12 protein-coding genes are annotated in these 15,720 nt (G+C 65.6%); 1 reads left to right on the top strand and 11 read right to left on the bottom strand.

Going from position 1 to position 15,720, the window contains the following annotated elements; all coding sequences use genetic code 11:
* Positions 1-27: 27 nt before the first annotated feature.
* The 7 genes from U5A65_RS34850 to U5A65_RS34820 are packed head-to-tail and all read right to left on the bottom strand — an operon-like array spanning position 28 to position 7,517.
* Positions 28-897 carry a MaoC/PaaZ C-terminal domain-containing protein gene (locus tag U5A65_RS34850; protein WP_321949129.1) on the bottom strand — a complete coding sequence of 290 codons (870 nt, stop codon included), beginning with the start codon at positions 895-897 and terminating at the stop codon, positions 28-30.
* Between the two features lie 21 nt (positions 898-918).
* A complete protein-coding gene (locus U5A65_RS34845; protein WP_321949128.1) occupies positions 919-1,710 on the bottom strand; it encodes an enoyl-CoA hydratase/isomerase family protein in 792 nt (263 codons plus the stop codon).
* Positions 1,707-2,843 carry a lipoyl protein ligase domain-containing protein gene (locus U5A65_RS34840; RefSeq protein WP_321949127.1) on the bottom strand — a complete coding sequence of 379 codons (1,137 nt, stop codon included), beginning with the start codon at positions 2,841-2,843 and terminating at the stop codon, positions 1,707-1,709. Before U5A65_RS34840 ends, U5A65_RS34845 begins: the two co-directional genes overlap by 4 nt.
* Positions 2,840-4,015 (bottom strand): hypothetical protein, encoded by a 1,176-nt coding sequence (locus U5A65_RS34835; RefSeq protein WP_321949126.1) that lies wholly within the window; start codon positions 4,013-4,015, stop codon positions 2,840-2,842. The genes U5A65_RS34840 and U5A65_RS34835 overlap by 4 nt, the downstream gene beginning before the upstream one ends.
* A 45-nt stretch (positions 4,016-4,060) precedes the next feature.
* Positions 4,061-5,260 carry an acetyl-CoA C-acetyltransferase gene (locus U5A65_RS34830; RefSeq protein WP_321949125.1) on the bottom strand — a complete coding sequence of 400 codons (1,200 nt, stop codon included), beginning with the start codon at positions 5,258-5,260 and terminating at the stop codon, positions 4,061-4,063.
* A 59-nt stretch (positions 5,261-5,319) separates the two neighbouring features.
* Complete coding sequence (locus U5A65_RS34825) at positions 5,320-6,612, bottom strand: acetyl-CoA hydrolase/transferase family protein (RefSeq protein WP_321949124.1); 1,293 nt, start codon at positions 6,610-6,612, stop codon at positions 5,320-5,322.
* Entirely contained in the window at positions 6,612-7,517 is a 906-nt protein-coding gene (locus U5A65_RS34820) for an SDR family NAD(P)-dependent oxidoreductase (RefSeq protein WP_321949157.1), read from the bottom strand. The genes U5A65_RS34825 and U5A65_RS34820 overlap by 1 nt, the downstream gene beginning before the upstream one ends.
* A gap of 307 nt (positions 7,518-7,824) precedes the next feature.
* On the opposite strand from U5A65_RS34820, the gene U5A65_RS34815 reads away from it, so the two are divergent.
* Complete coding sequence (locus U5A65_RS34815) at positions 7,825-8,727, top strand: LysR substrate-binding domain-containing protein (protein ID WP_321912329.1); 903 nt, start codon at positions 7,825-7,827, stop codon at positions 8,725-8,727.
* 52 nt (positions 8,728-8,779) lie between these two features.
* Here U5A65_RS34815 and U5A65_RS34810 read toward each other — a convergent pair whose 3' ends face one another.
* From U5A65_RS34810 to U5A65_RS34795, 4 genes are all read right to left on the bottom strand, one after another.
* Positions 8,780-9,937: an acyl-CoA dehydrogenase family protein gene (locus tag U5A65_RS34810; protein WP_321912330.1), complete on the bottom strand. Its 1,158-nt coding sequence runs from the start codon at positions 9,935-9,937 to the stop codon at positions 8,780-8,782.
* Between the two features lie 70 nt (positions 9,938-10,007).
* Positions 10,008-11,540 (bottom strand): class I adenylate-forming enzyme family protein, encoded by a 1,533-nt coding sequence (locus U5A65_RS34805; protein ID WP_321949123.1) that lies wholly within the window; start codon positions 11,538-11,540, stop codon positions 10,008-10,010.
* Between the two features lie 320 nt (positions 11,541-11,860).
* Positions 11,861-13,234, bottom strand: coding sequence for an MFS transporter (locus tag U5A65_RS34800; RefSeq protein WP_321949122.1), 1,374 nt, complete (start codon positions 13,232-13,234; stop codon positions 11,861-11,863).
* A gap of 47 nt (positions 13,235-13,281) precedes the next feature.
* Positions 13,282-15,621: a cytochrome P450/oxidoreductase gene (locus U5A65_RS34795; protein WP_321949121.1), complete on the bottom strand. Its 2,340-nt coding sequence runs from the start codon at positions 15,619-15,621 to the stop codon at positions 13,282-13,284.
* Positions 15,622-15,720 lie beyond the last annotated feature (99 nt).

Genomic DNA, 15,720 nt, shown 5'->3' with positions numbered 1-15,720 from the left:
TGATTCCTTCGTTATACAGAATAGCGTTTAGCGCAGTTGAGCACGGCCGTGGTTGAGCACGAGCACGTCGCGTTCCAGCACACGCGCGCGAAAGCTCACCTCGTTGCCGTCACGCCACATCTCGGTACGGATCGTCTCGCCCGGATAAACCGGCGCGGTAAAACGCGCGTGAAATGCCGCAAGGCGTTGCGGGTCGCTTGCGCACAGCGTCTTGAGCACGGCATGCGCGGCCACGCCCCACGTGGCAAGTCCATGCAGGATAGGCCGCTCGAACCCCGCCGCGCGCGCAACCTGGGGGTCGGCATGCAACACGTTGTCGTCGCCGCACAGGCGGTAGAGCAACGCCGTTTCCGGGCGCGTAGGCAGATCGCAATGATGATCAGGGTCGCGCTCAGGCATCGGCGGCGGCGGCGCGGGCGCTTCGTCGCTCAAGCCGTTGTCCGCGCTGAAGCCGCCATCGCCCCGGCAGAACGTGAGTTGCGTAACGGTAGCGTACAGTTCGCCGCTTGCCTTGTCTGTAATGCTACGCTGGATTTCGAGTAGCGCGCCTTTGCCCGCGCCTTTATCGACCACGCGCGTGATGCGCGAGCGGCCGACCACGGTTGCGGCCGGCGGCAATGGCTTGTGCATCACGAGGCTCTGCTCGCCATGCAACAGCCGAACCCAGTCGATGCCCGAGCGCGGGTCGCGCGCCCAGAAGCCGGGAAAGCCGAGCACGACGGCAAGTGTCGGCGGCACGCGTAACTCCTTTTCGTAGACGAATGCCAGGTCGTCCGAATCAACGGGATTGGCGCCGTAGCCCACGGCCAGGCTGTAGAGCATGGCGTCGCGCGCGGTATAGGTCTGCTCAACGTCCTTGAACGGCCAGTTGCGCAGCGTGTGATAGTCGATCGTCATGGCTGTGTGCTCGGTGAGAGATCAGGCCTCGGCGGCGGGCCACTTGAAGAGCGGATCGGCCTTCTCGCGAAAGCGCTTCACGGCTTCGCGATGGAATTCGGTCGTAAACGCAATGCCCTGCGCCGCCGACTCGATTTCGAGCATCGCGCGCAGATCGCTGCCAAGCGACTGGTTCAGCGCGCGCTTGGCGAGGCCGAAAGCAATGGGAGACGCAGCCGCGAGGCCGCCCGCGACCTGCGCGGCGCGTGCATGAAGCTTGTCCGGCTCGACCACTTCGAGCACCGCGCCGATCTCCCTCGCTTCGGCAGCGCGTATCTCGCGCGCCGTAAACACGAGGTCTTTCGCGCGCGCTAGCCCCACCACGCGCGGCAGCGTATAAAACGCCCCGCAATCGGGCACGAGGCCGACTTTCATGAAAGGCATGCAAAAACGCGCGCGCGTGCTGGCGATCACGAAGTCGGCGGCGAGCGCAAAGCTGAAGCCCGCGCCGTAGCACACGCCATCCACGGCCGCGATCACCGGGCGATCGAGGTCAATCAGCATGCTCACCCAGCCGTGCAGATCGTCGATACGATCGCGTCCCGCGTCGGCGCTGGTCACATTCATGGCGCGTACATCGCCGCCCGAACAAAAGTCATTCCCCGCGCCGCGCAAAATGACCGCACGCACGCTGCGATCGGCACGAATACGCTGCACGGCTTCGAGCAGTTCCACCCGCATCTCGCCGTTGAGCGCGTTTTTGGCCTCCGGGCGATTGAATGTGAGCGTCGCAACGCCCGCCTCCTGTTCGACCCGTAGCGTCTTTTCGCTCATGCGCTCACCCCCGCGTTTGCCAGTTCAGCGAGCGCCTTGTCGAGCGCCGTAATGAGATGCACGGGTTCGACGCCCGCGAACTCCACGTCGGGACGCGCGAGGAACGCCTCGATATGCGCCGCGCACGCCTCGCGCGTGGCGGCGAGACCGGTGAACCCGTCTTCGAGCCAGGCGACCGAAGCGAGCGGACGCGGATGCCAGTCGCCATTCACGATCGCTTTGACCACGGTGCCGTCACGCACGAGCAGGCTCAGCCAGATCAGCCCGGCCGGGGCCTTTTCGCGTCCGCGCACGACACGGTCGCCCGCGCGGGTGACAGGGCTGTAACGCGTCGCTTCGCTCTTCTCATGGAACCAGCTTTCCTCATGCAGTTCGCGCTCGTATTGCTGCGCGAAAACGAGTTCTTCGCTGCCTAGCGCGCCTGACTCCAGCGCCATGTCACCGAACGTGCGGCGAACGCAGGCCGCAACCCAGGTGCTCAGTTCATCGGCGCTCACTTCGCGGCCCAGTTCCTGCTCCAGATACGTATAGCGCGAGCCAAGATCCTTGTGCTTCTTGTCCTTGACCTTTTCGGGCGCCATCGGCATCGCGCGCGCCGCAATTGCCGTGTCGATCGCCTTCACGTTCAGCAGAATGCGGAATGTCAGCACGCCGCCTTCGATCTTCAGCGACGTAGCCACGAGCTTGCGTCCGTCGATCTCGACGTCGTTGAGCGGACGATAAGCGGCCTGCAGGCCGAACACATCGCGTAGTGCTTCAGCAACGTGGCCGAGTATCGTGGGGAACGCCTGCGTCGCCGTTTGGGGCACACCGGGCAGACCGATCGGCAAATAGAACGCGAGGAAGGCCGAACCGCGCCCCGCATAGATCGCACCGCCGCCGCTCACGCGCCGCCGCGCGATCACTTCGTTTTCGCGGCAGAACGGCAGATCGAGCACCTGGTTCGGATCTTCGTTCACGCCTACGGTTATGCTGTCTTCGTCGAAGACGTTCAGATAGACCGTGGGTGGCGCGAGATTCTCGGCCACGGCGCGCTCGACGGCCGGCGATACCGAAATCGAGAAGTCAGCATAGCTGTGGCCGCCTACGACGAGGCGCCACGGGGTGTGGGTGTTCGTTGCGCTTGCATTCATGTTGTTTGTCTCCGTTGATCTTCTACCAGCGTTGCGCCTTCGAGCTTCGGCACAATCTCGATCGCGTCCGCGTGTATCAGCGTCTGGCGCTTGAAGCGCTCCGCGATGGCCTCGATGGCGGAACGCTCCACCGCGCCTTCCACCTGCAGCGTAAGATGGTCGCCGCCATGTTCCTTCGTGCCGACCACGAGGCGGTACGCAAGCGTCGCGCCTTCCACGCCCAGCAGCACCGTCTTCAACTCGGACGGATAAACCTTCACGCCCTTGATCTTCACCATCGAATCGGCGCGGCCGAACACCACGCGCGGCAACGACACCGTGCGCCCATGCACGGGCGCGGTATGTTCGAGCACGGTAAGGTCGCCGGTGCGGTAGCGCACGAGCGGCTGCAGTTCCTTCTTCAGATGCGTGAGCACAAGCTCGCCACGCTCGCCTTCGGCAACAGGCATGCCGGTGTCGGGGTCGATGACTTCGGCATACAGCAGTTCATCGAACACATGCACGCCCGTACCGCCGGGGAACGTACGTGCAACGGGCAGGCATTCGGAAAGCGAGAAACTGTCGATCAGCAACGTGCCCGGCATCGCTTCGCGCACGCGCGCGTAAAGCGCCGCATTACCCGTGAACGCTTCGCCGCCCGCAAAGAACACGCGCGGAACCGGGCAGCCCGCTTCGATGAGTTTGAGCGCGTGAGACGGATTGCCGGCGAGCACTGTCACGCCGCATTGCTGCGCAACGCGCGCGGCACGCTCGGTTTCGCCGGGGCCGTGCGGAATGCACGCCACGCCGCGCGCTTCCATCTGGGTCTGATAGAAAAGCCCGGCTACGAAGAGGTGATAGCCAAAGGTCACCATGCAGACGTCGCCGGGGCCGATGCCGCATGCGTCGAGATGTTGGCCGCACGCGGCTTCGATTGCGCGCAGATCGGCTGCACTGTGCAGGATCGGCACGAGCGCAGCGCCCATTGGCGTGAGGTGCACGCGCACCGGCGGCACCGCAGGCGCAAACTTGCCGTAGCCCGGCCGATTCATCTCGGCCACGAGTTCGGCACGCGTCATGAGCGGCACGCGCTCGGCGAACTCCGCCGCGCTCGCGACGCTGCGCGGCAAACGTCCCTCGTAGAACGGATGCGCTTGCAGTCGCGCTAGCTGCGCGTTCAGTGCATCGAGCATCGTCTCCTCCTTTTTATGTTCAGTAGGGATGCGAATCTTTCGTACTCAAGCCGCGCGCTCAAAGATCGCCGCAATCCCCTGCCCGCCGCCCACGCACATCGTTTCGAGGCCGTAGCGGCCCTTGCGGCGCTGCAGTTCATGGAGCAACGTAGTCAACATGCGCACGCCGGTCGCGCCGATCGGGTGACCGAGCGAAATGCCCGAGCCGTTCACGTTCAACCGCGATTCGTCGTGCCAGCCCCAGCCCTTGAGTACCGCGAGCACCTGGCACGCGAAGGCCTCGTTCAGTTCGACGAGATCGAGTTGATCGAATGTGATCCCGGTCTTTTGCAGCAGCTTTTGCACCGCGGGCACCGGGCCGATGCCCATCGTCGCAGGCTCGCATCCCGTGGCCGCCCATCCGGTCAGATAGCCCAGCGGCGTGAGGCCCAGTTTGTCGAGCTGATCTTCGGCGACGATCAGGCATGCGGCCGCGGCGTCGTTCTGCTGGCTTGCGTTGCCCGCCGTCACCGTGCCGCCTTTCATGAGCGGCTTGAGCTTGGCGAGCGATGCCTCGGTCGCGTCGGCGCGCACGCCTTCGTCGCGCGCGAACCGTACCGGGTCGCCCTTGCGTTGCGGCACCGTTACCGCCACCACTTCCTCGTCGAAGCGGCCCGCTTCCCATGCCGCCGCCGCGCGCTGGTGGCTGCGCACCGCGTACGCGTCCGCTTCCTCGCGCGTGATGCCATATTCTTTAGCGAGGTTCTCGGCCGTTTCGATCATTCCCGAGATGTAGCCGAAGCGCGCCTCGGGTTGCGAGCGTTCGCGGCCGCGCTCGAGGCGGTCGTGCATCTTCACCGAACCGGCGCGCGCGCCCCAGCGCATATCGGTCGTGTAGTACTCGATATTGCTCATGCTCTCCACGCCACCGGCCACGACCACATCGGCCGCGCCGCTCTGCACCATCATCGCGGCGGTCACGACCGCCTGAAGCCCACCGCCGCACCGGCGGTCGAGCTGCATGCCGGGCACCTGCACCGGCAGCCCCGCTTCGAGCGCGGCCCAGCGGCCGATGCAAGGCGTTTCGCTGTTCGCGTACGATTGCGCGAAGACCACGTCTTCGATGCGCGCCGGGTCCACGCCACTGCGCGCGATGGTTTCGCGCAGCACAGTGGCCGCGAGCGCTTCGACGGAAACGGGACGCAGGCTGCCGCCGAACGTGCCAACCGGCGTGCGCACCGGCGCGACTATCGCTGCTCTTCTCATTTCGGATTCCTTTTCATGTTGTCTGGTTGTCTGCCGCTTCGCTGTGCGCCTACACGGTGTCAAGCTGCGAGCGTGTGCCTTCGCGCGTGGTGCTCGGCCGCGAGCGGTTCGCGCCACTCGGGCGGTGCGATGGCGAGCATGCGCTCGACGCGCTGCGCGAGCGTGAGCCCGCGCAGGTCCGCCACGCCGTGCTCGGTGACGATCACGGCCGCGTCGCTACGCGGCGTGCTGACCGGCCCGGAAAGACGCGCGACGATACGGCTCCCGTGCCGCGTGCTCGCGGCGAGCGCAACGATCGCGACGCCACCGGCCGAGCGCGCCGCGCCGCGCATGAAATCGAGCGCCCCGCCCACCGCACCCACATAGCGGCCACCAGCCGCTTCCGCATTGACCTGCCCCGTTAAGTCGACTTCCAGCGCCGAATTGATCGCCACGAACCGATCGAGGCCGCCGAGCACGTCGATGTCGTGTGTATAAGCCGTGGAGCGGAACTGAAGCTGCGCGTTGCGGTGCGCATGCGCGTAGATCTTGCGCGTGCCCATCATCGTGCCGGCCACGCTCACGCCTCGGTCCCGCGACTTGCGGGCATTCGTCACCACACCGGCTTCGATCAGGTCGACTACAGCGTCGCCGATGGTGCCGCTATGCACGCCCAGGTCGCGACGATCGTGCAACTGCGCGACGATAGCCTCGGGCAGCGCGCCTAGCCCGAACTGGATCGTCGCGCCGTCTTCGATCAGCGAGGCCGCATGTTGCGCGATGCGCCGCTCGGTGTCGCCAGCCTGCGTTGCCGGCGCTTCCAGCGGCGCGCGGTCGGTGTGGATCAGCGCGTCGAAGTCTTCGGCTCGCAACCTGCGCTCGCCGTAAGTCCAGGGCGCCGCCGCATTCACCTCCGCAATCACCACGCGCGCACTGTCGATCAACGGCACGAGATACTCATGCGCAATCGAGAGGCTGTAGCAGCCCGCTTCGTCCGCCGGAGCGACTTGCAGCAGCAGCACGTCAACGCGATTCGGGCCGCCAGTCAGCACGGTGCGAAACTGCGAGTAGTGACACGGCAGGATGTCGAGCACGCCCTCGCGTTCGAGCCGACGGTTCGTACCCGATGCGCCATAGGCCATGAAGTCGATACAGTCGGCAAACGCGGGATCGAGCGTTTCGGACCACGAAGCGCCCACGAACACGCGAAACCGGCCGCCGATCGCCATGCGCTGCGACATCAGCAGCGCGGTGAGCGTGCACGGCTCCGCACCGCACTGGCCCCACGCAACCGTGTCGCCCGGACGCACATACTGCGCGAAATCGAGCTGCGCGGCATCGACCTGGCGCGCCGCGCGCGGGCCGCGCGTCATCAGACGGGGTCCCAGCTAAAGACGTCGGCCGACACGTCGAGCGTGTGGAACGACTTGCGCAGCGCCGGCATGGCATGCTCGGCAATCGTCTCCGGCGTCCAGCCCTCGCCGCGATGCACTGAACGCACGGGCCGCGGCTGGCTCATCAGGAAGATTTCGTTGTTGCGGACCGCGAAAATCTGGCCCGTCACATCGGCGGCCTGCTCGCTCGCGAGGTAGACGGCAAGCGGCGCGATCTTCGCGGGCGTCATCTGCTTGATCTTCGCAACGCGCGCTTCCTGCTCCGGCGAGTCGATCTTGATCGAGTTGATCATGCGGCTCCAGGCGAACGGCGCAATGCAGTTCGAGCGCACACCGAACTTTTCCAGATCGAGCGCGATGGATTTCGACAGGCCCGCAATGCCGAGCTTCGCCGCGCTGTAGTTGGCCTGCGCAAGGTTGCCGATCAGGCCGGACGTGGACGTCATATGCACGAACGCCCCACTACGCTGTTCCTTGAAGTGGTCGGCGGCGGCGCGCGAGACATAGTACGAGCCGTAGAGGTGAACCTTCAGCACGGCGTCCCATTCTTCATCGCTCATCTTGTGGAAGAAGCGGTCGCGCAAAATACCCGCGTTGTTGACCACGCAGTCGATGCGGCCGAACACATCCAGCGCGTTCTGCACGATGCGTGCGGCGCCAGCGGCGTCGGCCACGCTGTCGGTGTTCGCGGTGGCCTGGCCGTCGAAAGCCTTGATCTCGTTCACCACGGCCTGCGCGGGACCGTCGTTATGGCCCTCGCCGGTAAGCGAAGCGCCCACGTCGTTCACCACGACTTTCGCGCCGTGGCGCGCCATCATGAGCGCGATATCGCGGCCAATGCCGCCGCCCGACCCCGTCACCACCACAACCTTACCGTCCAGCATTCGTTGCGTCGTCATCGTTTTCGCTCCTCCAGCCCGCTTTGCGCCGGGCGTTCATTCGATTTGAATCGTTATGCGGCAAGCTGTGCCGTTCGTGTTGCAGCTTGACGCATCGGGTACGGGTGCACAATTTGGATATGCCGAACGCCCGTTTCGGCCAGGATTAACCCGTACTATCGCTAATGGCGTGCATTGCGCTGCGGCGCAATAATGCTCGGAGTCCGCTCGTGCCCCGTGTCTTCTCGAACGAACGGGCAGGCAGACGCAGGCAGGAAAACCCGCAGGAACTGGAGTCACGGCAAGTCAACCCATGCATTTCGATCTCGTCGACCTGAAGCTCTTCACCCACGTAGCCGAGGCGAGCAGCCTCACCCGCGGCGCGGAACGCGCGCACCTCTCGCTGCCCGCGGCCAGCACGCGTATCAAGAATCTCGAAGAACAGGTGGGCGTGAAGCTCTTGAGCCGCACGAGCCAGGGGGTCACGCTAACCGGGCCCGGCGAGACGTTGCTCGCGCACGCGCGCCGCGTGCTCAAGCAACTCGAGCAACTCACGGGCGACCTGCAGGAGTACTCGCAGGGCGTGAAGGGACATGTGCGCGTGTTTGCGAACACCACGGCGATGAGCGAGTTCCTGCCCGCCGTGCTGCGCACCTACCTTATCAACCATCCCGACGTGTACGTGGATATTCACGAGCGTCTTTCGCCCGATATCGTGCGCGCCGTGCAGGACGGCACGATCGATATCGGCATCGTGGCCGGCAATGTGCGCACCGAGGGCTTGCAGGTGCTGCCCTACCGGCGCGATCGCCTCGTGCTCGTCACGGCGCTGAGCCACCCGCTTTCGCAGGCGAGCGAAATGGCATTTGCCGATACGCTCGACTACGACTTCATCGGGCCGCCCGAGGAAAGCGCGATTTTCTCGTTCCTCAAGCGTGCGTCGTCGGATTTGCAGCGCACCATACGCTGGCGCATCCAGATCGGCAATTTCGAGGCCGCATGCCGCATGATCGAAGCGAACATCGGCATTGGCGTGCTGCCCGAGGGCACGGCGCGCCGCCACGCGCAAACCATGTCGCTGAAGATCGTGCCTCTCACCGACGAGTGGGCCGTGCGCAAGCTGCAGATCTGCATGGCCGATCGCGACGCGCTGCCGCTGTTCGCGCGCAAGCTCGTCGATCTGCTCGTGGCCGACGGCATCGGCCGGCTCGAATAAGCCCGAATAAACCCATCAAGCGGCGCGCGTGCTGCGCGCCGCTGCCTCTTGCTTACCGCCCGCCAGCCGCGCGAATCATGTTGCGTGCGATGACGATCTGCTGGATCTGGCTCGTGCCTTCGTAGATGCGGAAAATGCGCACATCGCGGTAAAAGCGCTCGATGCCATAGTCGGACATATAGCCCGCGCCACCGAAGATCTGCACCGCGCGGTCTGCCACACGCCCGCACATTTCCGATGCGAACAGCTTCGCACACGCCGCTTCCGTACTCACGTTCTGGCCGGCGTCGCGGCGGCGCGCCGCGTCGAGCACCATGCAGCGCGCCGCATAGAGTTCGGTCTGGCTGTCTGCGAGCATGGCCTGCACGAGCTGGAACTCGGCGATCTTTTCGCCGAACTGCTCGCGCTCCATTGCGTAGCGCAGCGCGTCGTCGAGCATGCGCTGCGCCACGCCCACGCAAATCGCCGCGATATGGATGCGCCCCTTGTCGAGCACCTTCATGGCCGTCTTGAAGCCCACGCCTTCCTTGCCGCCGATGATGTTTTCCGCGGGCACCTTCACGTCTTCGAAAATCACGTCGCAGGTATGCGCGCCGCGCTGCCCCATCTTCTTGTCGCGCTTGCCGAAGCTGATGCCGGGCGTTTTCGCGTCGACGATGAACGAGGTGATGCCGCCCGCGCGCGGCTCGTCGGGATTGGTGCGCGCCATCAGCGTGAACATGCCGGCCTGCGGCGCATTCGTGATGAAACGCTTGGTGCCGTTCACCACATAATGGTCGCCGCGCCGCTCGGCACGCGTCTTGATGGATGCGGCGTCCGAGCCCGCGCCCGGCTCCGTGAGCGCGAAGCTCGCAATGATCTCGCCGCTCGCAAGTTTCGGCAGCCAGCGGGCCTTTTGCTCCTCGGTGCCGTCGATCACGATGCCCTGCGAACCGATGCCCACCGTCGTGCCGATGATCGAGCGAAATGCGGGCGAGGTCTTGCCCAGCTCGAGCATCACGAGCACTTCTTCTTCCATCGTGAGATCGAGCCCGCCGTACTGCTCCGGAATGGTCAGGCCAAAGAGGCCCATGGCCTTCATATCGTCGACGATATCGGCCGGAATCTCATCCGTTTCCGCTACGCGCTCCTCGTTCGGCACGAGACGCTCGCGCACGAAGCGCGCGACGTTGTCGAGCAGAACGTTCATCGTTTCCTGGTCGCGAATCATGGTGTATGCCCTGCAATCGTTGATCGGGCGGCACGGCGCCGCCCGGAGAGAAATAAAAAATCAGGAATGCTCAGCGAGTGCGCACGGCGCGTTTGGCCATTTCGCGCAGCGGCTGCTTTTGCAGCTTGCCGCTCGCCGTGGTCGGAATCATGTCGATGGTCACGATTTCCGAGGGACGCTTGTACGCCGAAAGCCGCTCGCTCAGGTAGTGGGCGAGATCGGCCGCGTCGATCGTCGCGCCCTCCTTCGCTTCCACGAAGGCCACGACTTCCTCGTTGCCTTCGGCGTCGCGCCGCCCCACCACGGCACTCTGGCGCACCGCCTCGTAGGTATTGATGACCGACTCGACCTCGATCGGATAGACGTTGAAGCCCGAGCGGATGATGAGGTCCTTCGAGCGGCCCACGATGAAGAGCGCGCCGTCGGCGTCGAGCCGCCCGAGGTCGCCGGTCTTGAGCCAGCCTTGCGCGTCGAGCACTTCGGCGGTCAGGCCCGGCTCGCGATAGTAGCCACGCATGACGCCGGGACCGCGCACCCACAGCTCGCCCGGCTCGCCGCGCGGCACATCGTGGCCGTCGGGTCCGACCACGCGCAGCTCCGCACCCTCGACGATCTCGCCCGAGGACACATCCTTGCGCGGACGGTCCATGCGCGTGATGAAGAGCGAGCCCGCGTACTCGGTCATGCCGTAGCCGTGATGCAGCGGCATGCCGAAGAGCGTTTCGACCTGCTGCTTGAGCGTGGGATCGAGCGGACCGCCGCCCGTATAGAGGTAGCGCAGACGCGGCGCATGCACCGCGCCGCCGTGCTCGCGCACATAGGCGACGATACGCGTGAAGAGCGTTGGCACGCCCTGAAGAATGGAGATTTCGGAGGCGCCAAGCGCCTTCACGACCTCCTCCGCCGAAAAGCGCGCCGCGAGATGCAGGCTCGCGCCCGCTTCGAACGTGGCGAGCAGCAACGTGGCGAGGCCGAAGATATGCGACATCGGCATGACCGCGTAGGCGCAGTCCGCCTGCGTCATGTCGCGCGAGGTGGCCGAGACATGCGCGAAATGCAGCAAGCCGCGATGCGTGGCCATCACCCCCTTGGGCTGGCCCGTCGTGCCCGACGTATAGATGAGCACCGCCACTTCGTGCGCGAGCGCTTCGGGTTCGCGCACGGCGTTGGAGTCGGGCGCGGCCATCATCAGCGGCCCGAGTCCGGCCGGAGCGATTTCGCGCGCGCGATAACGCACGCCATGACGCAGCGCGTCGGGCGACGCGCCGTGCGTAAACAACATGAGACGCGGTCCGCAATGCGCGCGGATCGTCTCGATCTCGCGCTCCGAAAGCCGCGCGTTGACGACAGCCGGCCACGCGCCGATTTCCGAAAGCGCGAACAGCAGCGTCACCACGGCCGAACAATTTTCGGCCACGATCAGCACGCGGTCGCCCACGTCCACGCCCTGCTCGCGCAAAAACCGCTGCGCCTGCTCGACGTCGCTCCAGAGCTGCCCGAAGCTCGTCACCTTTGCTTCTTCGCGTATCGCCACCGCCTCGGGCGACACCTCCGCCCAGTGCCGCGCGATATCGCTGATCTTGCGCGCCGCTCGCCTCACCACTGTCACCTCCCGTCGTTGCTCTTTGACTGCGTACGGCGCGCCGTGGCACGCCGCATCGCGACAGGTATCAGTGTGGTTCAGGCGCGGCCTGCCAACAATTCGTTTTCGAGAAAGCCGGCATTCGTCTGCCGAGAAGTCGGAGTTGACCCCGATGACCGGGCGTTCACTCCTCGCTGGTGATGCGGGCGAAGCGCCTGCGGGCGCTCGCGCCGGCGCGCTCCGCGCACAGCCTCGCGGGCGCAGTCCACGCGCCGTCGCCGCCATGTCCGTGCGGGCGCCTAGCGGCTGCGAGCGCGGCCAGACGCAGGCGCTGCCGCCAGTCACTCCATCTGCGCCGCCGCACGCTCGCCTCCCATCGTGCCCCTGCAAGCGCCATTCGCCCGATGAATCGCCACGATGCCCGCGAGCGAGACACAGGCCGGCACGGCAGCCGCGATAAAGAGCGACGAGGACGACCATTGCAGGTGCAGAAGCGCGCCGCCGAGTACCGGGCCGACGACCGAGCCGATACGGCCCACGCCGAGGCTCCAGCCGATGCCGGTCGAGCGCAGCGAGGTCGGATAGTAGGTCGCGGCGAGCGCGTTGAGCGCCGGCTGGCCGCCGATGATCGTAAAGCCGGTGATAAAGATCGCGACGAACATCGCGGCCACCGAGACCATCACGGCCGGATTGCCGATCGCCGCCGTCGAGACGATGGCGATCAGGAACGTCGTGCCGAGCACGCGCGTAAAGCCCGCCATGTCGATGATGCGCCCGAGCAGCAGCGTGCCGATCACGCCGCCGCCCCACAGCGCCGTGCCTGCGAACACGGCGGTCTGCGTCGAATAGCCGGCGTCGCGGATCACGGTCGGCAACCAGTTCGAGAGGAAATACATGGCAAGCAGGTTCGCGAAGTTCACGACCCACAAAAGCACGGTCACCCGCGCGCGCCCTTCCTTGAACAGCTCGACGAACGGCACGCCGCGCGAGCGCGTTTCCGTGGTCGTGAACTGCGCGCCCGTGGGCAGATGCAGGGCGGGCGCCACACGCAACAGATTGCGGCGCACACGCGCCTCCGTTTGCTCGCCGCGATTGCGAAACAGCAGGAACTGGATCGACTCGGGCAGCGCGAGCCACATCAGCACGCCGAGCACGAGCGGAATCGCCCCGCCCACGAAGAACACGGCGCGCCAGCCGAACGCCGGAATCAGCGCCGCGGTGATGAGGCCGCCCAGCACGCCACCGAGCGTAAAGCCGCACGAGACGATCATCATGAGCGTGACGCGCATGCGGCGCGGGCTGTACTCGCCCGCGAGCGCCATCGCGTTCGGCATGATGCAGCCAAGGCCCAGACCCGCGACGAAGCGCCAGGCCACCAGTTCCGCAATGGAATGCGCGAAGCCCGTGGCGACCATGCACGCGGAAAAGAACAGCGTCGCGCCGATCAGCACCGGGCGGCGGCCGATCTTGTCCGCGAGCGTGCTGAACGTGAGCGAGCCCACCAGCATGCCGAAGAGGCCCGCGCCGAACACCGGCGAGAGCGTTTCCTTCGCAATGCCCCACTCGCGGATCACGACCGGCGCCACATATCCCATCGCCTGGACGTCGAACCCGTCCATGACGAGGCATAGCGCGCACAGCGTGACCACGAGCAACTGATACGGCCCGAACCGGCTTTCGTCGATGATGCCGGTGACCTCCACCGCCTTGTTCATGTTGTGTCTCCAATCCTTGTTTTATTGTCTCGATCGCGCTGCGGCGACTAGAGTTCGAGTACCAGCCGCCCGCTTTTCGCGCGCGAGCAGCAGGTCATCATGCGCGATTGCGTGTCGCGTTCGGCGCGCGTGAGCACCACGTCGCGGTGATCGATCTCGCCCGCCAGCACGCGCACCTCGCACGAGCCGCACAAGCCTTCTTCGCAGTCGCTTTGCACGTCGATGTTCGCGCGGCGCAGCGCGTCGAGCACGGTCTGATCCGCGCCCACGCTCAGCACGAGCCCCGAGTCTTTCAACTCGACTTCGAACGCCTGTTCCTGCGCGGGGTCGAGCTTGCCGCCGGTTGCGGCGAAGTGCTCCACGCGCAGCGCGTCTTCTGGCCACGCCTCGCTGCAGGCTTCGAGCGCTTCGAGCATGCGTGCGGGGCCACAGGCGTACACGCGCGTCTGTTCGTCGACGCGCAGCGCGGCGAAATCGTTGCGTGTGCCCTCTTCCGATACGTGCATATGCAGACGTTCGCCATGCAGTTGCGCGAGTTCGTCGGCAAGCGCCATCGTCTTGCGCGAGCGTCCGCTGTAGTGCAATTCATAATCGATGCCCAGTTCGCGCGCGCGGCGCGCCATGGCGCTCACCGGCGTGATGCCGATGCCGCCGGCAATGAAGATCGCGCGACGCCCTTCCTCGTCGAGCCGGAAATGATTACGCGGGCCGCGAATCTTCAGGCGCATACCGGTGCGCAACGTGTCGTGCACCCAGGCCGAACCGCCGCGGCTGTGCGTTTCGCGCAGCACGGCGATCTCGAATGCACGCGTGTCGGCGGGGTCCGAGCACAGCGAGTACTGGCGCGAGATGCCGGTGTCGCCACATTCCACGTCGATATGCGCGCCCGGCGCCCAGCGCGGCAGCGCGCCGCCGTCGGGCGCAACGAGCCGCAGGCGGACGATGCCTTCGGCCACGGCGTCCACCCGCTCGACCACCACGGGCCGCGAAAGCGCATGCGCCGAAGGCTCGCCAATGCGCACTGGAACGTGCGCGCCGAGCAGCGCCGCATTCGTGCGTTCCGGGTTCTGCGCGGGGTCCCATTCCACCAGCAGATGATCAGGACCCCGGAACGACGTGTTGGGTACGTAGGTGAAGCGTTGCTCGGCCAGACGCATGTGCGGCAAGCGGCGCGTGAACTCTTCGAGGAAGATCTGCATCTCCATGCGTGCGAGGTTCTTGCCCATGCACTGATGCGAACCGTAGCCGAACGTGACGTGATCGCTTGCGTTGTCGCGACGAATGTCGAACAGGTCGGCGTCCGCAAAATGGCGTTCGTCGTGATTCGCGGAGGACGTCACGATCAGCAGCTTCGAGCCCGCCTCAATGTCGATGCCGCCAATCTGCACGTTCTTCGTCGCGAGGCGCCGCCAGGCCGCCACCGACCCGTTGTGGCGCAGGCACTCCTCCACGGCGTTCGGAATGAGGCTCGGGTCCTCGCAGATCTCGCGCCACGCGTGCGGGTGCTGCAGCAGCAGCTTCATCGCGTTGGCCGTGGCATTGGCCGTGGTTTCGTGCGCGGCCACGATGCCCGCCATCATCATCGAATGCAGATAGGAGTCCGTGACGACTTCCGGATGGTCCTTCTGCTTGCGAATGCCGTACTGCATCCAGCCCGTGCCGTCCGGGTTCTGGCGCATCTTGTCGAGCACCTTGCCCGCGAACTGCCAGAAGTTGCCCACCGCGTGCGCGACTTCGACCTGCTCTTCGGGGCGCGGGCGGCCCCACGTATTGACCGTGTGCGCAATCGAGTACTTGCGCAGCAGGTCCATGTCCTCTTCAGGCACGCCCAGAAAATGCAGCGCTACGGTGAGCGGCACTTCCCAGAGCATCTCGTCGACGAGATCGGCGCGGCCGGCGTCGATGAAGCGGTCCACGTACTCGCGCGTGAGGCGCCGCACCATGGGTTCATGGTGCTTCAGATGTTCGGGCGTGAACGGCTCCATCAGCACGCGCCGGCGCGGCATGTGCGCAGGCTCGTCTTCGTTCACGAGCGTGCGGTTCATGGCGTAGCCGTAAGACGCCAGTACCGCGTTCGCCTCGGGGCCCGTGGGCGTGATCTTTTCGAGCGCAATAGAGGGCGAAAACGTGAGGTTGTCGCGGAAGATCGCCTTGATGTCGGCGTAGCGCGTGACCACCCAGTAGCCAAGCTGCGGGCTGTAGAACACGGGCTCCTGCTCGCGCGCCCAGCGCACGTACTCGGGCGGGTCCTGCTGGTAGCCGTCGCTGAACGGGTCGAATGCCGCGGCGTTGGCGCTGACCGGGCAGCGCGGCGCGGCGTTTCGCGCCTCGCCCGCTGCGTGGGGGAACGGGCAGCGGCCCGCCGACTGGGAAGATGTCTCGCTCATATGCCTCTCCTGCATCCTGCATGAATTACGTTTTGCGTAACTCTAGTACGCATTGCGTAATCGTGAGATAGGGGTTAACGTGCAAGCATGGCAGGCACT

Origin of the sequence: Paraburkholderia sp. J10-1, assembly GCF_905220165.1 — a bacterium.
GTDB lineage: Bacteria > Pseudomonadota > Gammaproteobacteria > Burkholderiales > Burkholderiaceae > Paraburkholderia.
The sequence above is the reverse complement of the archived record's forward strand: the minus strand, read 5'-3'. Positions and strand labels throughout refer to the sequence as shown.